Annotated in this window: 21 protein-coding genes; 11 read left to right on the top strand and 10 right to left on the bottom strand. The window is 66.1% G+C overall.

The annotated features are described in order from the left end of the window. Window positions 1-71: 71 nt before the first annotated feature. The 4 genes from LGR69_RS30265 to LGR69_RS30250 form a co-directional block, all read right to left on the bottom strand. Entirely contained in the window at window positions 72-1,478 is a 1,407-nt protein-coding gene (locus LGR69_RS30265; RefSeq protein WP_442412716.1) for an ABC transporter transmembrane domain-containing protein, read from the bottom strand. Window positions 1,479-1,894: 416 nt separating this feature from the next. Beyond that, the gene (locus LGR69_RS30260; RefSeq protein ID WP_128755108.1) at window positions 1,895-2,191 is read right to left on the bottom strand and encodes a hypothetical protein; all 297 of its coding nucleotides are present in this window, start codon (window positions 2,189-2,191) and stop codon (window positions 1,895-1,897) included. Between the two features lie 370 nt (window positions 2,192-2,561). Then, on the bottom strand, window positions 2,562-2,951 hold the full coding sequence (locus LGR69_RS30255) for a type II toxin-antitoxin system VapC family toxin (RefSeq protein ID WP_007568961.1): 390 nt from the start codon (window positions 2,949-2,951) through the stop codon (window positions 2,562-2,564). Next, on the bottom strand, window positions 2,948-3,190 hold the full coding sequence (locus LGR69_RS30250) for an AbrB/MazE/SpoVT family DNA-binding domain-containing protein (protein ID WP_043075148.1): 243 nt from the start codon (window positions 3,188-3,190) through the stop codon (window positions 2,948-2,950). Before LGR69_RS30250 ends, LGR69_RS30255 begins: the two co-directional genes overlap by 4 nt. A 265-nt stretch (window positions 3,191-3,455) precedes the next feature. On the opposite strand from LGR69_RS30250, the gene LGR69_RS30245 reads away from it, so the two are divergent. From LGR69_RS30245 to LGR69_RS30230, 4 genes are all read left to right on the top strand, one after another. Then, window positions 3,456-4,052, top strand: a complete 597-nt coding sequence (locus LGR69_RS30245; RefSeq protein WP_007568958.1) for a recombinase family protein — start codon at window positions 3,456-3,458, stop codon at window positions 4,050-4,052. Between the two features lie 388 nt (window positions 4,053-4,440). Then, a complete protein-coding gene (locus tag LGR69_RS30240; RefSeq protein ID WP_039904500.1) occupies window positions 4,441-4,698 on the top strand; it encodes a hypothetical protein in 258 nt (85 codons plus the stop codon). Continuing rightward, window positions 4,691-5,308 carry a hypothetical protein gene (locus tag LGR69_RS30235; protein ID WP_007568954.1) on the top strand — a complete coding sequence of 206 codons (618 nt, stop codon included), beginning with the start codon at window positions 4,691-4,693 and terminating at the stop codon, window positions 5,306-5,308. The genes LGR69_RS30240 and LGR69_RS30235 overlap by 8 nt, the downstream gene beginning before the upstream one ends. 103 nt (window positions 5,309-5,411) lie before the next feature. Then, window positions 5,412-7,094: a type IV secretory system conjugative DNA transfer family protein gene (locus tag LGR69_RS30230; protein WP_007568952.1), complete on the top strand. Its 1,683-nt coding sequence runs from the start codon at window positions 5,412-5,414 to the stop codon at window positions 7,092-7,094. Window positions 7,095-7,121: 27 nt separating this feature from the next. Here LGR69_RS30230 and LGR69_RS30225 read toward each other — a convergent pair whose 3' ends face one another. From LGR69_RS30225 to LGR69_RS30215, 3 genes are read right to left on the bottom strand one after another with little or no spacing between them, the layout of a single operon-like run. Beyond that, window positions 7,122-7,718, bottom strand: a complete 597-nt coding sequence (locus LGR69_RS30225) for a hypothetical protein (protein WP_230368352.1) — start codon at window positions 7,716-7,718, stop codon at window positions 7,122-7,124. After that, a complete protein-coding gene (locus LGR69_RS30220; RefSeq protein ID WP_230368351.1) occupies window positions 7,702-8,508 on the bottom strand; it encodes a chromosome partitioning protein in 807 nt (268 codons plus the stop codon). The genes LGR69_RS30225 and LGR69_RS30220 overlap by 17 nt, the downstream gene beginning before the upstream one ends. A 5-nt stretch (window positions 8,509-8,513) precedes the next feature. Further along, complete coding sequence (locus LGR69_RS30215; protein ID WP_007568946.1) at window positions 8,514-9,026, bottom strand: hypothetical protein; 513 nt, start codon at window positions 9,024-9,026, stop codon at window positions 8,514-8,516. Window positions 9,027-9,308: 282 nt separating this feature from the next. Here LGR69_RS30215 and LGR69_RS30210 point away from each other — a divergent pair, with 282 nt between their 5' ends. Further along, window positions 9,309-9,605 (top strand): hypothetical protein, encoded by a 297-nt coding sequence (locus tag LGR69_RS30210; protein ID WP_053610978.1) that lies wholly within the window; start codon window positions 9,309-9,311, stop codon window positions 9,603-9,605. Continuing rightward, window positions 9,602-12,526 carry a MobF family relaxase gene (gene mobF / locus LGR69_RS30205; RefSeq protein ID WP_230368350.1) on the top strand — a complete coding sequence of 975 codons (2,925 nt, stop codon included), beginning with the start codon at window positions 9,602-9,604 and terminating at the stop codon, window positions 12,524-12,526. The genes LGR69_RS30210 and mobF overlap by 4 nt, the downstream gene beginning before the upstream one ends. A gap of 60 nt (window positions 12,527-12,586) precedes the next feature. On the opposite strand, the gene LGR69_RS30200 is transcribed toward mobF, so the two are convergent. Both LGR69_RS30200 and LGR69_RS30195 read right to left on the bottom strand, forming a co-directional pair. Continuing rightward, the gene (locus tag LGR69_RS30200; protein WP_007568940.1) at window positions 12,587-13,015 is read right to left on the bottom strand and encodes a hypothetical protein; all 429 of its coding nucleotides are present in this window, start codon (window positions 13,013-13,015) and stop codon (window positions 12,587-12,589) included. A 177-nt stretch (window positions 13,016-13,192) separates the two neighbouring features. Beyond that, the gene (locus LGR69_RS30195; RefSeq protein ID WP_007568938.1) at window positions 13,193-14,011 is read right to left on the bottom strand and encodes a GntR family transcriptional regulator; all 819 of its coding nucleotides are present in this window, start codon (window positions 14,009-14,011) and stop codon (window positions 13,193-13,195) included. 451 nt (window positions 14,012-14,462) lie between these two features. Between LGR69_RS30195 and LGR69_RS30190 the strand changes: the two genes are divergently transcribed. The 5 genes from LGR69_RS30190 to LGR69_RS30170 all read left to right on the top strand — a co-directional run bounded on the left by LGR69_RS30190 (window position 14,463) and on the right by LGR69_RS30170 (window position 17,939). Beyond that, entirely contained in the window at window positions 14,463-15,158 is a 696-nt protein-coding gene (locus LGR69_RS30190) for a ParA family protein (RefSeq protein ID WP_007568936.1), read from the top strand. Further along, the gene (locus LGR69_RS30185; RefSeq protein ID WP_078947311.1) at window positions 15,158-15,478 is read left to right on the top strand and encodes a ribbon-helix-helix domain-containing protein; all 321 of its coding nucleotides are present in this window, start codon (window positions 15,158-15,160) and stop codon (window positions 15,476-15,478) included. The genes LGR69_RS30190 and LGR69_RS30185 overlap by 1 nt, the downstream gene beginning before the upstream one ends. A gap of 148 nt (window positions 15,479-15,626) precedes the next feature. Then, the gene (locus LGR69_RS30180; protein WP_007568934.1) at window positions 15,627-16,190 is read left to right on the top strand and encodes a recombinase family protein; all 564 of its coding nucleotides are present in this window, start codon (window positions 15,627-15,629) and stop codon (window positions 16,188-16,190) included. Between the two features lie 6 nt (window positions 16,191-16,196). After that, on the top strand, window positions 16,197-17,456 hold the full coding sequence (locus LGR69_RS30175; protein ID WP_007568932.1) for an ImmA/IrrE family metallo-endopeptidase: 1,260 nt from the start codon (window positions 16,197-16,199) through the stop codon (window positions 17,454-17,456). Next, the gene (locus tag LGR69_RS30170) at window positions 17,457-17,939 is read left to right on the top strand and encodes a DUF4411 family protein (protein ID WP_007568929.1); all 483 of its coding nucleotides are present in this window, start codon (window positions 17,457-17,459) and stop codon (window positions 17,937-17,939) included. 137 nt (window positions 17,940-18,076) lie between these two features. Here LGR69_RS30170 and LGR69_RS30165 read toward each other — a convergent pair whose 3' ends face one another. Beyond that, window positions 18,077-18,586 (bottom strand): TspO/MBR family protein, encoded by a 510-nt coding sequence (locus LGR69_RS30165; RefSeq protein ID WP_165486585.1) that lies wholly within the window; start codon window positions 18,584-18,586, stop codon window positions 18,077-18,079. Window positions 18,587-18,650 lie beyond the last annotated feature (64 nt).

Raw genomic sequence — 18,650 nt, 5'->3', positions numbered from 1 at the left:
CTCCAGTCTCACCGATCGTGCGCCGGAAAACGCCCTCGATTGCGCCTCCGCCACAGTTCGATTGCGCGCCGCTACACATAGACGAGGTTGTCACGGATGGTGCCGGGGAACAGGACCGGATCGCGGCCGGCGTAACCGATGCGCCGCGCTCGTGCGGCACGCCCGGCCGTTACAAGGTTGAGGGCGCCGATGGAGACCGCCCCGGCCACAGGTGATTGCAGCCCGGCAAGTGCGCGTGCGAACTGGTGCGCGAGGCCGGTCCCGGGCGAGTGAAGCCCGACTTGCGCCGGCAGGGCGATGTGCAGGTCCGCGATCGTCACCGACCGACCCTCCTTCGGGTCACGCAGGACGAGCCCATCCGACGTCACGGCGCGGGTTTGGTCCTGCGGCAGATCCGATCGAGTCGCATCGGCCAGCCGCAGGCGCTGTGCACCAAAATGTGCGGCGATCGCCTCGTACTTCACCTCAACGTCCAGGCGCTGCTGGTCCCAGTCGATCAGTCCCTTCAGGGGAGGAGGCAAATCGCGGTAAGCTGCCAAAACCGCGACCAGCTGGCCGATGCTGAGCTCGCCCTTAAGGGCGAGCAGGCCGCCGACGGCATAGAACAGGAACGGTGTCACCTGTGCGAGCAGGTTGTTGAGGTACTTGATCGCAAACTTGCGCCGATAGATCTGCAGGCGCAGGTCATAGAGCCCATGGAGCCGGCCGCTGATCTCGGCTCTCTCCCAGCGGACGCTGTCATTGACCGTCACGGCATCGAGCCCGTCCAGCACCTCCGCGACACGGCCGGCGAGGTTGCGAGACTCGATCTGACGCTGACGACTGAGGCGTAGGATCGCGTGCCTGAGCCGAGGAATGACGGCTATCTGCACGCCGGCTATCGCGCCGGCGGCCAGTCCGAGCCACACGTTCTGCATCAGAATGAAGGCCAGCGCAGTCGCGGCGTGCGTGCCGAGTTGGGCGGGCACCACGATCGCGTCGCCGATGAAGGAGCCGATCGGCTCGACCTCGTCGCGGATGATGGTCGCGGTCTCAGAGGATTTCACCTCGCGCTGGGTTTCAGGGGTAAAGCGCAACATCAGCGAGAACAGCTGGAAGCGTAGGCGGCGCAGCATCCGCTCACCCAAAACCCCCTTCTGCAGGTTGATCCGGAACTTGAAGGCACCGTTGATCAGGACGAGGATGAGGAACAGCCCGGACAACCAGAGCAACAGTCCCTGGCGGTCGGCGTGGAAGCCATTGAAAATCTCGGTCCAACCGCCACCGAGGAAGGCAGGCCACGCGATCTCGAAATTCAGGAACGGCGCGGTCGCCTCGCCGTGGGCGAACGCCTTGCCGATGATCGCGTCGTTGACGATGCGCTTGGGCAGGTCGAGGGAGGCGAAGTAGAACGGCACCGAGGCCAGGACGACCATGCAGATGGCAAGTTGGTCGCGCTTCGAGTGGCGCCAGATGTACGGGAACAGCCGCGGCTCCAGGCCTGGTGTCGGGGCGTCCCTGTCTCGGTCGGGGGACCACTCACCACCCGGCGGACGAGCATTCGTCTTCTCCTGTGCCACCGTAGCACCGCCGCGGCAATGCGGACGATCCTGTTCGGTGACCGGGGGCAAAAACGCGTCTTGGATCAAGGGGGGCTCCACTCTGGCGTTCTCCACCATCGTCGAGCTTGAAAGTTCGATCCAACGGAACCTCTCGATGTTTCCGTTCTGTAAAAACGATCGGTCTTCTGGGAGGCGCTTCCTCGTCGATGTCGCCCGTGAAAGTCGCCGTGCGGGGCGCTCTGAAGCATGGCACGATTACTGAACTGTCAAGTCTTAGCTGTAAGAACCGCCGTGGCCTTGCTGTCGAGCATAAGGAGGCTTCGCCGGGATGCACTCTGTATAAGACCCTGCGGCTAATGTCTCGCTGTGCTCGGCGGATCGACGAAGAACATTGTATTGACCGCGCGCACGGCGACAGCGGCACGGTTCAACTCGGGTTCCACGGCAGTGCAGAAGCCATCGGCCTTGGCGATCCTGCGTTGGTTCGACGAACGGAGCGCAGCTTCGCGAAGCCGCATCCCCTTGGCTTGGAGGCGTTCAATTTCGGCCGATACCGCGGTACTCCATGCCGCGACCTCCGCAGGCGTGCTGAGTGTCGCGGCAGCATCCGTAAGGCGCGCGAGGTGATGGGCGGGATTGGTGGAGGGCATCGTTAATCGGCCTGAGATCTACAAGTGCGTGCTCCCGGAAATCAAGACGCCAGCCTTTACGCTCCGGGGACACCGCACGCCAGCCAATGCCGGGCAAAGCACGAACAAATTCCACTCGCGAGAGATCCTTGCCGAGCGTACGACAGGGCCGCATCCCGGAATATATGCTCGAGCCAAACCGTGTGCCGGAACCATGTCCGCATCTCGACAAACAAGGAGCGGGTCGGGCGGAATTTGAAACAATGTCATTTCTTTCAGGAAAACTCGTAAGCGTTTCTATTCTTGAACAAACATCATCCTCGCACGGGTCTGACCGACTCACCGATGACATTCGGGGGCCCATATTCGTTTTGTCGATTTAAAAAGGCTCTCAGCGGATCATCTCGACGACAACATCGGCGGCCTCGGCGATCGTCGTCCAACGCCGTTCGGCGGTAAGGGCAGGCCGATCTTCCTGCTTGGCAAGGGCCAGACAATATCGGTCCCCGAGTGACAGACCACCCTCGACAGTGAGAGGGCGCAGCATGCCGGCCTCGTACGACAGCGCGGCATCGACGGTGACCCACCGGATCGGCAAGGGGCGTAACAACGCGTCGATCTCCGCGCGCGCCGCGCCGAGCTTGGCGTAGTGGCTGACGACTTCGGCCAGATTGACGGTCGTCATGACCGAGCCGTCGAGCGCGGCTTTCACCCGATCCGCTCCCGGCTCCCCTAGCAAGAGCGCGAGTAGTGCGGACGCGTCGAGGACGACGCCCGTCATTCGGCTTCAGCCTCACGAGCGCGATCCGCGAGGAAATCCGCCACGGTCGCGCCTGCCGTGTCACCGACCAGTCTACGGCTCAAGGCCTGCGCCCGGGCGACGACCTGATCGAGGGTCCGGAGCACGATGGCGTCGCCCATATCCTCGACGATGACCTCACCGCCACGAGCAAGACCATGCCGCTTGCGTAAATCGGCCGGCAAGCTCACGCGCCCGTCAGGCATCACCCTCGCTTTCATGGGACGTCTCCATCGTGTGCCATGGGCATAAGCATACGCCATAAGCCTCGATCCATGCCAGGACGAACTTTGAATGTCAGTTACGCAAGAAGCTGGCTCCCCTGAGCTGCATCGTGGTTCCCCCTTTGTGTCCGCAAGGGGATCGGTCAGCGGACGCTCGGGTGATCCACGCACAAAGGCTCGATATGCCTGCGCGGGCCGCGTCTCAATCGATTGGTACGATAAAAATTGCGGTGAGGGGACCTTATACGTTACAGCCCCACGCATGACGCACGTGCTGATCGGCTACGCTCGCTGCTCGACCGACAAGCAGGACCTCGCCGCCCAGCGCCACGCGCTGGTCCAGCTCGGGGTGGCGGCCGATCGCATCTACACCGACAAGGGCTTCACCGGGACGAACCGGGCCCGCCCGGGTCTCGACCAGGCGCTGGCTGCGGTCCGGAGTGGCGACACCCTGGTAGTGCCCAAGCTCGACCGGCTCGCCCGTTCCGTGCCAGACGCGCGCGCGATCGGCGACGCGCTCGCGGCACGGGGCGTGAAGCTGCAGCTCGGCGCCAGCGTGCACGATCCGCTCGATCCGATGGGCAAGCTGTTCTTCAACATCCTGGCCACCTTCGCCGAGTTCGAGGCCGACCTGATCCGGCTGCGCACGCGCGAGGGCATGGCGATGGCCCGCGCCAAGGGGAAGCTGCGGGGCAAGAAGCCCAAGCTCTCAGATCGCCAGCAGAAGGAGCTGCGCCGGATGTACGACACAGGCGACTACGCGATCAGCGACTTGGCCGAGCTGTTTTCGATCTCACGGCCAACCGTTTACCGTACCCTGGAGCGCCAATCTACCATGCCTGCTGTCGTGGCGACCTAAGTAGACGCGGCACGGCGCCCGGGACTAGGTTCACGTATCACCGGTTTCTCTCAATCCAGACCGATAGAGATCGCCAAGGATTAATGCAAAATAACAATCAAGATAACACCAGATGACTTCCCGATGGGTCCCGATTACATTTATGCGCTCGCAAATATCTTAACCATTGCAGGCATAGAGCTCTCTAAATATTGAATAATATGCAAGGCGAGAGGCGACGCGCATCTAAAGATTATATATTGATTAATATTTGGATCTCTTCAAAGATTATGTGAACTGAGTAAATCATATCAATTTTACCGATTTGCCCGCCGTTTCAGAAACACGATCCTTTTATTGCGACTGTCATCGTTCATGCAGATAGGGTGCAAGGATCGTTATGCCTCCCATGGACAAAGGCGCACTGCTGAGAGCGCTGTTCAAGGACTTACTTATCGTCAACACGGAGATCCACCCCGACGTGCGGCAGGCCGAGGTCCGCTGGGCGTCAGAACTTGGTCTCGTGCGCCAGAACTATAACGTGGTGTCGGCACGTCCCGGCCAGGATCTGAGCGGCTTTGGGGCCATCTGGACAGAGGCCGACGAAATGCTCTTTCGGACGCGGGGCGTGGTTGTGCTCAAGCCGCAGGTGCAGGGTCATGCCTGAACAGACAATGCCAGCAAAGACCGGGCGCGACATCATCCTCATCGACGACGCACGCCATCCTCAGTGGGTCGCTGCGGCGAACGCTTTCGCCCGGCGGATGGGCTCGACGACCTATATCATACTCCAGGTCCACCAGCCCGACACGCGCTGGTTCGAGAGCAACCGGCTCGCGATGCCGCAACCTGAGCAACTGGAGTCTTTCGCAAGAGACGGGATAGTGCTGCTGCCCACATGGCATCAGGTTCAGATGTTGGCCTACAATCCGAATTCTTTCGCCAGCATCGCAGTCACGACATGTATCAACGAGGCGGTGTCACGCTACGCGGGTCGTCAGGTCCGCCTCGCGAAGTTGGGAGGATCCGAGACGGATCTCATCGAGCAGCGCCTGTTGGCCACACGCGTGCTCCACGCATTCGACGCCCTTGATGCTGATGGTCTTGCTGCACTGTGCGAAGCGGCCTTTCTGAACGATCCGGAGGTCGCATCGATGCACCTAAGATTTGATGATCTCAGGACTCATCATCGTCCCTTGTGGCTAGAAAAACTCAATGCTGCTTGGCTGAAAGAAAAAATAAATCTCGAAAAATTAGCATCTCTAAATTATAGATAATCTATTCTAAGCGTTTTGCTTTGCAATGATATGCCGTTATCGATCCCAAAGGGCAAGATGTGCTTGTAACGATGCTGTCTACTTTTCTCGTGACTGACCCGCAATGCGCATAATCTTCTCAGCCTTTCTCGCGACCGTGCTCCTGGCCTACCCAGTCGCGGGTTTGATCCAGAACGGGCTCGACCCAGCGTATTGGCCCGCAGAGGTGACGCGCCCCGGGGCCTGGTTCGAGGCCCTATTCTCCGTGCGTGCCGGTGACGCGCTCGCGATGCCGTACCTCATGCTGATCGGTCGTGCGCCCGAATTCGCCAACAACGGCTGGTCGCTAGCCCCACTCCTCGCCTTCTTCCCCCTCTTGATCCTGTTCGGAGCCGAGCTGCTGCGGCGCGCCAAACCCAAACAGAAGCGGGACACCTCCGACTTGTTCGGCTCGGCCCGCTTCGCCACTGCAACCGAGCGCGGTCGGCTCCGCAACGGGCTCGAACTCGGCCGTGATCCGGAGACCGGCCGTGCCGTCCGCATCGCCGTGCAAGGCACGCTTGTCACCATCGCGCCGCCGCGCAAGGGCAAGACGTCGGGCTTGCTCATCCCCAATCTCGCTTTTCCCGAGCCGCAGGGTTGGGGTGGCCCCGCTGTCGTGTTCGATCCGAAGGGCGAGGTCTACCGCTCCGTGGCCGCACGACGCCGCTCGCTCGGGCGCCGCGTCGTCTGCCTCGATCCCATGGGCTTGGCCGGCGGCACCGACCACTGGAACCCGCTCCAGGGCCGCGACCCGGACGACGTCCTCTACCTCCAGAGTACCGCGCTGGCGCTCCTGCCCGAGGCCTCCGGTGACGGCGAGGCCTCCGCCTACTTCCGCAACCGGGCCGTCGATCTGATCACCGGTGCGCTGTTGGTCGCCCTGCGTCAGCCGCAGGCGTGCACGGTCGTGGAGGTTCAGGACTTGCTAACCGACGAGGCCCGCTTCCGCGGCCTCCTGCAGCAGTACGTCACGCACTGGCCCGAGCCCGCGGCCTACGCGGCGATCGAGATCCTAGAGGCCGATCCCAAGACCAAGGACCCGATCAAATCCACCGCCCTGCAGGCCTTCCAGTGGCTCGCCGACCGGCGCCTGCGCGACCTCGTCGGCGACTCGACCTTCCAGCTGTCCGAGCTGTCCACCGGCGCCGTCGACTTGTTCGTGGCGGTGCCGACCGAGTACAAGACTGTGCTCGCCCCGTTGCTGCGCTGGCTGTTGTCCGACCTGTTCGCCTCGGTGCGTCGCCACCGTCCGGCTGAGCGGTTGATGATCTTCGTCGACGAGGCCGCGGTACTCGGCCGGTTCGATGCGCTTCTCACCGCGGCGGGCGAGCTGCCGGGCTACGGCGCCAGCCTTTGGACGATGTGGCAGGACCGCGCCCAACTCGTCGGGCTCTACGGCGAGGCCGGAGCGGACGTGCTGCTTAACACCGCGGAGGTTGTCACCGTCTTCGACGTCCCGGCCGTCGATCCGGATGAGGCCGAGCGCTGGTCGCGGTCGATCGGCGACTACACCGCCTTCGTCGAGACCCGGACGGCCCCGACCGGCGATGCCAAGGGCACGCCGTCCACGGCCCGTGCGTCGCAGGGCGCGCGCCTGATGACCAAGGAGGCGCTGATCGCGATGCCGGGCGACGAACTCCTGGTGTTTCCCAACAGCGGCGGCCACGCGCGCCATCCGTTGCGCCTGAAGAAGACGGTCGCGCACACCGATCCGCGCTTCCGCAAGCTGATCACCTCCGTACCGCCGGTCGGCCGGACGCGGTGAACCGCATCGGATCGAGAGATCCGGACCTCAGCGTGATGGTCCGGAGCGGGTCCGCAGCCAATCCGAAGGCACGCGGGTCGTGGCATAGCCGTCGCTCGGGTGCCAGTCGCGCAGCTCAACCACGCCGTCGGCGTCCCGCATCAACGCATAGGCGCGCCCCGCCACGAGGCGGTCCCCGCCGGATCGCCCGTCCGGCATGACCCAGGCGGCGGTCACATCCCGGTCGCCCCGCACCTCGACCCAGGAGATCGGCGTGCGGCGGTAGGCCAGGACCAGCCCGAGCAAGAGGCAGAGCGCGAGCAAGGCGTCACGGGTGAGCCGGTGCATGTGGAACGGCAGGCGCCCGCGCCAGACCGCGATGCGGCTCGCGTGGCGCGGCGCGGACCGGACGCTAGGCTCCGCCTCGTCGGAGCGGTCGCGGATCGAGAGCAGGAGCTCGCGCCGATGTTCGGGCAGGAGCTGTGCTGCGCCCTCCTCCAAGGCCGCGAACCGCTCGTGGATCGGGCGCGTCTTCAGCCGGGTGAGCGCGGCGCGGCTGTCCCGCTCGAACCCGGCCGCGGCCTCACGCGCGGCGCGGTCGGCCCGCGCGAGGCGGGCTTTCACGTCCTCAGGCGTTGCGGGCACGCTTGGCTCCCCCTGCCGGCGTCCCGGCCCGACCTGCGACCGGCGCCTCCTCGACCAGCCACAGGGCCGCCGGCTTGACCGCCTCCATCACGGCGAGGCGGAACGCGGTGAGATCGCGCAGGATCCGCCCGGCCTTGGCCTGCGAGGTCTGCTTGACCAGGCCCGCCCGGTCGAGCCGTCCGACGCCGCGCAGCTGACCGGCCGCCAACACCCCGCGCGTCTCATCCTCCAGCTCGAAGGCGCGCAGGTGCGTGACCCCCGCGTCGCCGACCACGCGCTCCAGGATCGTCGGGTCGATCGCGCCGCGCACGCCGTTGGCCACGACGAACCGGGCACCGGTCCAGTCCCGCGCGGCCTGCAGCAGCTTGCCCGCATCCGCGAGCGAGCCGGCCTCGGCGGCCACCACCACCACGAGCCCGAGTTCGATCCCGGCCTTGCCCAGCTCCGGCGCCTCGTCCCTCAGCACCCCGAGCAGGCTCGCCGAGGTGTTGGCGCCGATGTCGACGAGGGTGGGGGCCGCGACCGCGTAGAGCGCGTTGATCACCTCGTCGAGCTCGGACCGCGCGGCCTTGCCGCCGCTGGCCTCGATCGCCTCGCGCGTGGCGCGCATCTCGAAGTAGCGCACGCCGCCGGGTTCGTTGGCGGCCGTCGCGGTCTTGAACTCGGTCAGGCGATGCACCGACTCGATCTCCAGGATCGGCGCGTCCGGCACGGCCTCCGCCAGGCCGCGGGTCACGGTCGACTTGCCGACGCCGCCGGTTTCCTGGGCGACGAGGAGGACGCGAGGCATGGGTGTCAGTCCTTCTTGAACAGGTGGCTGTGCTTCTCGGCCTGCAGGTGCTGGATCTCCGCCTCGGTGAGCGGCGCATCCGCGGCCGATGGGGTTGGCCTCTCGCGATCCGGACGGAGCTCCGGTGCGAGCCGTGACGCCCGGGGGGTCGAGCCGGTCGGGGGCGGTACGGGATGCGATGAGGTCGGCCGATCTGGCCGGGCCGCCCGCGCCTCCGCCCTGGCTGCGCGGGCGGCGGCCTGCCGCCGAACGCTGGAGATGATGCCGGTGAGATTGCGCCCGGTGATCGGCTGGCCGTCGGCGGTGGTGAACCCCTGCGCCGTGAGGCCGGCCGCGACCGCATCCCAGGTCAATCCGCCGGCCTGGAGGGCGACCAGGGCGTCGAGGTGGCCGCGCACGATGTCCATCAAGCCCGTGGCGGCCCGACCGCCCGGAGCACCGGCGGTGCGGCGGCTGCCGGGGGTCGCGGCGGCGTCCCGGGCGAGGCGGCGTAGGTCGAGGCGGGGGCGCTGGGCCATGGCAATGCCCTAGCAGAGCGGGGATTGCCAGGGCGTGCAGCCGATCGCTCGAATGCCGAGGGCGACGGCAAGCTCACGTTAGGATCCGGCCGAGGACGGCAGACTACGGCTGCAAACGGCAACCATACGGTAACGGTACGGTAACGTGTACGGCAAGGAGAAGGCTATCACACCACACGCACTGAAGTGACCCGGCGTTAACCGAGCGGGTTCACAAGCCTCGCCGATCGAGCCCGAGGGTGTCAGGCTGCCCAGCCCGAACCACCCCTATCAGGTGCGCCAATGGCCGACGAGGTCTCCTTCACCATTATCCTGGCGGCCCCCCTCGCCTCCCGCCTGACTGCCGCCGCGGCCGAGCATGGCTGGTCCAGCGAAAGCCTCGCGGCCGAGTGCGTGGCCCAACGCCTGGAGGTGGCGATCCGCCACCGCGTTCTGATCGAGCGCGCCGAACGGATCGACGCCGCCCTGCTCGATATGGCCCAGGCCGTGGGCGAACTCGGTGCGCCCTCCGGCGCCATCGACCTCACCAAGGTCTGTCGTTTTCGAGCCAAAGACGGTACCGGGGCCCCGGCGGCGTGACCGCCTCGCTGCACCGGCTCGGGGCCGGCTCGGCGGCCGGGCTGTATTACACCAACGACGGCCAGCGTGAGGCGCGCCCGGACCGACGCGACGACTATTATGCCAAGGATGGCGATGGCATGTGGTGGAGTTCTGGTGGGACGGTCGTGCGCCACGGCGCGCCGATCGCCGCCAGCTCGTTCCGCGACCTGTGTGCCGGATATCATCCCGGCACCGGCAAGCCGCTAGTGCGTGGCGCTGGCCCGGGCCACTGGGCCGGTCAGGACCTCACCCTAACCCCCGGGAAATCCGTTTCCGTGCTGTGGATGGCGGGCACGCCCGAGCAGCGCGCCGCGATCGAGGCGGCGCACCGCGCCGCGGTCGAGCGGGCGCTCACCTTTGTCGCGGCGGAGGTATTGGTCACCGTCCGGACCGGTGCGGGGGGCGTCGAACGACACCGGCCGAGCGATCTGATCGTCGGCCGCTTCGATCATTACACGACGCGTGAAGGTGATCCAAACATTCATACGCATTGTGTATTTATCAATGTTGCCGGTGCGCCGAAACATTCCGGATCCGGTCGATACAAATCTCAGACGCACCTGACCATCGAGGTCGAGCAACTCTACGCCTACCAGATCGCCGTCGGTGCCGCCTATCGTGCCGCCCTGGCGGAGAACCTGCGGGAGCGGTTCGGCCTGCGCTACCGCGAGGCCGGGCGCGGGCAATGGGAGGTCGCCGGGCCGCCTGAGGCGCTGCTGGCGGCCTTCTCCAAGCGCTCGGAGCAGATCCTCGACTATGCCGGCGCCGGGGCCACATCCGCCCAGCGCGAGGTCGCCGCGCTCGCCACCCGCCGGGGCAAGCACGAGCTGCCGACCGGTGCGGAGCTGGAGGCGCGCTGGCGCGAAGAACTCGCCGCCTGCGCGCTCGATCCGTGGGACGCCGCGCGCCATCCCGAGGACACGCGCGCGGCCGCGCGCGATGCGGAACGCGAACCCCCGTTCGACCCGCCCGAGATCCCCGGCGACGGCCCGGTCGCGCGCGCCGCCTCGGCCCTGTTCCGGCACGAGAGCGTCGTGACGCGCAAGGATCTGCTCCAGCGCGCCCTGGAACTCGCGGGGGTGCAGGGGCTCGGGGTCGAGGTGGTGGAGGCGGAACTCGCCGACTTGGAGCGGGACGGCACGCTGCTGCCGCTGGCGGCCGCCGAGATGGTGCCGGGGGCGAGCGCGTGCTGGACCAGCCCGGGCATCGCAACCTGCGAGGCAGCGATGCTGCGCGCCGCCGATCGCCCGTTGGACCGGCGCTGGATCGCCCCCGAGGCGGTGACGACGGCTCTGGCCCGGGACGGCCGCCTCAGCGCGGAACAGGCCGAAGCCGTGCGCCATGCCGCCGGCCCGGATGGGGTATCGCTGCTCCAGGCCGGTGCGGGCACCGGGAAAACGACGACGGCCGCGGTCCTGGTCGCGGCCGCGCACGACTCCGGGATGCGCGTGATCGGCCTGGCGCCCTCCTGGGTCGCGGCCGACGAACTCGGACGCTCGACCGGGATCCCCACACAGGCGATCGCCCGCTGGCGCCACGACCGCGCCCGGGCGACCCGCTCGGATGCCGAGTCCCAAACCAACCCCGCGGCGCTCGACCGCGACACCCTGGTCCTGGTCGACGAGGCCGGCATGGTGTCGAGCCGCGACCTGGAGGCGGTGCTGAGCGCGGCGCAGGCGGCCGGTGCGAAGGTCGTGCTGATCGGCGATCGACGGCAACTCGCCTCGGTCGGGGGCGCGAGTGCGCTGCGGGCGGTGGCCGAGGTGGTTGGGCGCTCCGCGGTGCTCGGCGAGGTCCGCCGTCAGACGGTGGCGTGGCAGCGCGCCGCCTCGGTGGTGATGGCGCGCGGCGATGCCGAGGCAGGTCTGCGCGCCTACGCGGCGGAGGGACAGGTCGAGCTGGTCGCGGGGGCCGAGGCGGCGCAGGCGCGCGTGATCGCGACTTGGACCGAGCAGCGCGTGAGCTACGGCGACGACGTGCTGATCGTCACCCGGCGCAACGCCGACGCGGCGACGCTGAACGCCCGGGCGCGGGCTGCGCTGCGGGCCGAGGGCCGGCTCGGGCCGGACCTGATCGCTCCGCCGGCGCGCGACCGCGAGGATCGGCTAGTGCCACTCGCGCTCGCGCTCGGCGATACTCTCCGGTTCGGCGAGAGCCTGCCGCACCTCGGCCTGCGCAACGGTACCCGCGCCCGGATCGAGGCGCTGGTCACGGACTCGGATGGCGGTGCGCGCCTGCATCTGGCGCTGGAGGACGGGCGGGTGATCGAGGCGGCGTGGGACGAGCTCCGGCGCGTCCCCCGGTTCGGCCGTCGGCCGGCCCATCCCAAGGTCGTCCACGCCTACGCCGGCACATCTTACGCGGCGCAGGGCCGGACCTGTTCCGCGGCGGTGGTGTACCTCGGGGCCGGCACCGACGCGCGCGAGGTCTATGTCGGCCTGACCCGGCACCGGCACGCGGCGCGGGTGGTGGTCGAGCGTGACCGGCTCGACGCCCTGTGTCGGCAACGCCAAGCGGATCCACGCATGCCGGCCAACGACACGATGGTCCTGGAGCGACTGTTCCGGGAAGCGCGTGGCTACCGCGAGAAGGCCAACGTGGTCGACTACGCCGCCGACCGGGTGGCGTTCGTGCGCGACGGGGTGCTCGGGCTGCCCGAGCGTGTCGCCCCGGTGATCGACGTCGGCCGGGCGGTACGCGCGGCCCGGGCGCTGCGCGAGGCGGCAGCGTGGCTCGGGGTCGGCCATATGATCGTGCCGGCCTTTCGCCTGATCGACGCCTTTGGGCGCCGGCTCGGCCGCGCGCCGGCCCCGGCGGTTCGACGCCTAGTGGCGCAGCTCGCGCGCCATCTCGGTCGCCCCGATCCGGAACGCGGTCGCGAGCCCGGGATCGAGCGGTGATCGTCAGCCCGCGGGCATGACCGATCGCCTCACGGGCGTGCTGATCTCAGCCGCCTGGGATCACCCGTAGGGCCCGCGGAACAGGTCACCCAGCGCTTTGCGTCGGAACAGAGTGGTCCAGCGGCGGCGACGGTGCTCGGGCCGATCGTGGATCATGTGGCAGCGCTGACAGAACGCGGCGAGATTGGCGTTCGCGTTGTTGGCGGTGTCGTGGTCGCGGTGGGCCGCGGCCAGCACCACCCGGGTCCGACGCACGCTCCCGAGGATGTCGACCGCCCCGGGCGCGACGCGCACCCGCCGCCCTCGCCCGTCACGCCAGGCGGCGACCGCCTCGTCCCACCAGCGGCCATCGCCGAGGTGGACCACGGTTCGCCCGTGCGGTCGCCTACAACCCTCGCAAGCGCCCCGGGCACGCCCGAACCGGATCGCGGCCGAGAGCTGCGGCCAGTCGATCGGGTAGAAGAAGCGGTGCTCGCGCCGGATCGGCATGGTGCGGTTCGACGCTCGGATCGGATGCGTGAGCGTAGAGCGAAATGGATCGTCCTCCCAGGGCCTGCGCGGGGATGGCGTTCGGTCAGTAGAAAGCTGATGGGCTTCTGGTCGAAGAAGCCCAAGCCTCCTCCCGAGGAGAGAGGGGCGTTCGTCAGACCGTACGAGCTCAGACCCTCAGCGCATGGCTCGGCCCGTGCCACGACCCACGCGGATTCGCGTTCGGTCTGATCGGTCGAGGTCACTCGCTGCCCGTCGGCAGCATTTTGACGGGTCCGTTTCCCCCGATTCTGACAGGATTAGAACTTCAGTACTCGTGCGCTTCGCGGATTTGCACCCTCCCCCACTGCTCAGCGTGGCCCGGTGAACCTCAGCACCCGAGAGTTCTCTGCCCGGCTTACGCGCCAGCCGCATCCAGGCCTGCCACTCGGGTGAGACGATGCGCACGACGTTGGTGTCGTTCCTGAAGCCCGTCACCCGCCGCTCCTCGACGGTGACTAGCCCGAGCTTCTTAGCCTCGCGCAGGGCGTTGCGGACGGTGGTCTCGGCCACGCCCGCGATCGCCGCGAGCTGCCCCACGGCCAGTCGGCAATCGCCTCGTTTTGAGGTTTCCGTGGCGACCAGGGCCAGCACCGCCTGCTCGGCCACGGTGAACTGCGCCGCGAGCCCCGGCGGAAGCCGCCCCGAGGCGGCCCAGCGGCGGCGGCGCTTCAGAGAGGAGTCCGTGCGAGGGCGCGAGCCGATATCTCTCTTGGGAGGTTTTGCTCTGTCCTGGGTCGGGGATGAGATTGCAGCGTCGGTGCTGGGTCGCGAGCTCGCCGGTAGCCTGCGAGCCGCAGGCGCGTCCGTGCGCGCCTCGATCAGCCCAGACAGCGCTTCGGCCTCAGCTTCCGTGACCTTCCCCTCCCCGAAGGCGCGCCACAGCAGCGCCGTCACTTGCGGCAGGGTGATTCGGCTCGACGCCTCAATGGCGCGGCGGATCTCGTCTACAAACACGTCTCTCGGCCCTCATCGGGCCGCAACAGGTCGTTCCGGGCCACCGCAGGGGCGTCCGGTCCACAGGGCAAAGCCTCATCGTCGCGAGAATTGGCGTTCCCGCTTGACGCCCGGGGGCGTCTCATGGCTTGTGGGGAGTGCGTTGTGGCCCCACAGGCCCTTTTCGATTTCGACGGCCCTCCAGTTTGGCGACTGGGGGGCCGTTGGCTTTTCAGAGGTCGACTTGCGGCGGCGTGGTCTCCTGATGCTCCCGACGACTCGCACAGAGAGCGCGTCAGCCGGACATGGCATGTCGGCTGGGTCGCACGGCTAAGTCAATGTTGCCGGTTCACTCACTGCGCTTGATACGCATTCCATGCAACCACATTTCCACACAAGCTAGCTTGTGTTTTTTCATTCATGTTGACGTTCCGGCAGTTTGGATGGTGTAGATGTAGGATTGTCGGTAGCTGTGCCGGACAACCTGTGTGGGGTCACACTGATGAAGGTGGTTGCGTTGCTAGCCTGGAAGGGTGGGGTCGGCAAAAGCACCCTAACGATCAACCTTGCCGCCGCAGCGATTGAGGACGGTCATAAGGTCGGCATTATCGATCTCGACCCGCAGTCGTCGTTGTCTGAGTGGTCAGACCGGCGGGAAGCCGAGCAGCCGTTCGTATCTGACGCCAAGCCCCGCGCGGTGGCGCAGATTGTTGAGGCCGGGCGCGGGCTCGGCCTAGATCTAATGTTGATCGACACCCCGCCCAACGCGACAGATGAGGTGGAAGCCGCCCTGGCGGTAGCAGATGCTGTCGTGATACCGACCGGCGTCGCCCTGTTCGATCTGAAGGCCGTCACCCGCACGGTGCGTGCTGCCACACAGGCCAACAAGCCAACTTGCGTGGTGCTCAACAGGGTCGGAAATCGCAGTGACCGCGAGGCGGCCCGGATCCGCCGCGAGCTGAATCACATCGGTATGCCGATTTTGCGATCTGTAATCCACGATCTGAAGGTGTTCCCGCGGTCAGCCGACGCCGGCCAGACCGCGATTGAGGTCGAGCCGGAAGGGAAGGGGGCCCTCGACGTACGAGCTGTGTGGAAGCATGTTTCAAAACAAGCTAGCCTGCGTGCTAAGACACGGACACGCAAGAATGCGAGTGAGATTGTGTGATGGCTAAGCCGAACCCCCTGTCGATGGCTGCGCAGGTGGCCGAGTCGTTGAAAGCCCCAGAAAAGGCAAAGGCTGTACCGCCGGTCGTACCGGCAGTAGCGGAGCCGGTTCCGGCCAAGACTACGCGCGAGGGAAAGCGGTTCCTCGGCTACTATGTTGAGCCGCAGCGACACGATGAAATCAAGCAGGCTGCGTTAGATGAAGGCATTCAAATCCAGGAGCTTCTCCGCCAAGCTGTAGATGCCTGGATGGAGGCAAATGGCACTGAAGCCGTAGCGACTGTAGAACGGCGACGCGCACGGCGGGCCGGGAAGCAGTAAGGGAAAAGAATAGTCGACCTTTCTCCCACCCGTCACGATAACCCGACCGCTTGAATAGAACCGTTTTTGAGCGGCTTTTCGGCCACCCGCTAAGCCATTGCGAAATTTAAGGCTGGATCGCGCGAAAACGTGCGCTTATAATTTAAGCATGAAAACCGGCTATGCCCGTGTCTCCACCGACGAGCAGACTCTAGCCTTGCAGCATGACGCGTTGCAGGCGAACGGGTGCGATGTCGTCTATGACGACCAGGGCGTTTCCGGCACCGCCATGAAGCGGCCCGGCCTCGCCGCCGCCCTGGCAGCGGCCAAGGCCGGTGACATGCTGACCGTCTGGCGGATCGACCGCCTCGGCCGCACCACGGCCGGGCTTGCCCTGCTTCTGGACGAGCTGCACGGGCGCGGCGTCGAGTTTCACTCGATCATGGACGGGATGGATACCCGCACGGCCGCAGGCAAGGCGCTGTATGGCATCATGAGCGTCCTGGCCCAGCTAGAGCGCGACCTGATTTCCGAACGCACCAAGGCTGGGCTGAAAGCCGCCAAGCGGCGCGGCAAGCGGGCAGGGCGTCCGCCTTCCTTCACACTGGAGAAGCGAGAGCTTGCCGTCCGTCTGATTGAGGATGGCAAGGGCAGGGCGGAGATTGCCCGCTTGGTCGGCGTCGCGCCTGCGACGCTACGTCGGCACATCAACGCCACTGGCGCGAGGCTATAGCCAGCCATGGAGAGAGCCGAGAACATCAACCCGAGTATCCTGGCATGGGCGCGGCAGTCGGCTGGCCTGTCCCTTGAGGACGCGGCCAGCAAGATCGGCATCCAGCCGAGCGCGGTCAGCTCCGCCGCCGAGAAGTTGCAGGCCCTTGAAAGCGGCGAGCGGTTTCCGACCCGCAACCAGCTCGCCAAGATCGCGAGTGTCTATCGCCGCCCGGTTGTGACCTTCTATCTCAAACAGCCCCCGGCCCAGGCTTCGCGGGGCGAGGACTTCCGCACCCTGCCTTTCGACGTGCCGCCGCGCGAGAGCGCCAAGCTGGACGCGCTGCTCCGGGACATCCGGGCGCGGCAGGAGATGGTCAAAAGCATCCTCGAAGATGAGGACGAGGCCGCACCGCTTGATTTCGTCGGCTCCGCCACCGTCCAGCAGGGCGTTCAGGCTGTCATCGACAGCATCGCCGCAAAGCTGGAAATCCGGCTTGATACGCTGAGCCGCCGCAACGGCTCGGCCGACGACCTGTTCAAGGATCTTCGTAGCCGGTCCGAACACATCGGCGTGTTTGTCCTCCTAGTCGGGGACCTAGGATCGCATCACCACACGATCAGCGAGCGCGTGTTCCGAGGCTTCGCCATTGCGGATCGCGTTGCGCCGTTCGTGGTCATCAACGATCAGGACGCCAAAGCCGCTCGTGCCTTCACGCTCCTGCATGAGCTGGCGCATATCTGGTTGGGCCAAACCGGCGTCAGCGGCATGGTCGGAGAAGGCGAGGCCAAGACGCCCCAAGGTGCCATCGAGCTGTTCTGCAACGATGTCGCCGGGCGGTTCCTGCTGCCCGACCAGGCGTTCGCCGCCGGACCGGACTTCACCCCGGCCGATCTGCCGCGCGCCATGGCTGCCATCGCCAGAATGGCAGAGGCTTGGCGCGTCAGTGAGCCTATGGTTGCCTATCGCATGCACCGCATGAAGTGGATCAGCGGTCCGGCCTATCGCGACCTTGCCAGCCAGTACGCCGCTCGCTGGCAAGGCCAGAAGGCGCGTGCCAAGGACGACGCCAAGGAGTCCGAAGGCGGCCCCAGCTACTACACCGTCAAGCAGTTCAAGCTAGGTGCTGCGCTTGTCGGGCTGGTGCAGCGGTCCGTCCGCGATAACCTCCTGTCACACACTAAGGCCGCGAAAGTCTTGGGTGTCAGTCCAGGCGTCGTCGAGCCACTTATCAAACGATACGAATATGCCAGGGGTGCCATGGTGCCCGGCATCGGGAGGGACTGATTGCTCTACCTCCTTGATGCGAACGTGTTGATCCGAGCGGATGAAGAATATTACGGCTTCGACCTCGTACCGCAGTTCTGGGATTGGCTGCTTGGCCAATGCCAGGCGGGGCATGTCAAAATGCCACTCGAAATCTGGCAGGAAGTCTGTGGCTCGCGGACCCAGCTCGGCCAGTGGATCAACGACAAGGACGTAAAGGCCGCACTGATCCTGGATGAGGAAGCCGACCCCGCGATACTGAACGACGTTCTTGATAGCGGCTATGGCCCGAACCTCACCGACACCGAAATTGAGAAGATCGGTCAGGATATGTTTTTGGTCGCCTACGGCCTTGCCGCGCCCAATCGCACGATCGTGACAAAGGAAGTTTCTGCTCCCTCTAAGAAGCGGGCCAACCGCAAGGTGCCGGATGTCTGCAACTCGTTCGGCCAGGTTTGGATCAAAGACTTCGACCTCTATCGCACCCTCGGCTTTAAGGCGTAATTCGCACCGGCAATCTGCACCGAAGAAGCCCAACGACTTCAACGTGTGCGGCATGGTGCGGAAGTCTTGAGTTTAGCATCGGCCCTGTTGCGCGCTCTGCCGAACAGCGAAACAATGGCATAAGATAGCTCGGTCGATTAGTCGTTCTTTCGCCAGATCTCTTCGGCGAGCAGCGTCGCGAACGATACCCAGGCCACCAGTGGAATGCCAAGCTGGCCTGCGGTCTTATCGACCTGACCGGCCGTTGCCACGTAACCGACTGCGCTTGCGCCTAGGGCGGCCGATGTGACGGTGGCCCATCCCGTCGATCGCTGACCAAAGAAGACTTCGCTCCAGCCGGCGATACCGATTTGGTTCGCGGCCCAGAACGCCAAAGCCGTCGTCCGCTCAGGCGATCCCTCAGCGCGAAGCAGTCGATAACCGCCATAGGCGAGCGACGCCTGGATGCCCGTCCAGGCAACCGGGTAGACCGGCGACGGCGGTGTGTAGTCTGGCTTTGAAAGGTGTCGATACCAGCGCCTTGTCCGGGGGTGGTCAGGCGTCGGGCTAGCGCGCCGCCCGATGAGTAGGGCTGCCGTGACAGCGCCGACCGCCAGGGCCGCAGCCTGGAGTGGCGATAGGCCTCCCGTTCGAGCGTGTGATGCCATGCGGGTACTCCTCAACGGGTGTCGATCATCCATGTGGGACGAGCGCGGGCATCCACCCAGGGCA

Origin of the sequence: Methylobacterium brachiatum (assembly GCF_020523825.1) — a bacterium.
Taxonomy (GTDB): Bacteria; Pseudomonadota; Alphaproteobacteria; order Rhizobiales; family Beijerinckiaceae; genus Methylobacterium; species Methylobacterium brachiatum.
The sequence above is the reverse complement of the archived record's forward strand: the minus strand, read 5'-3'. Positions and strand labels throughout refer to the sequence as shown.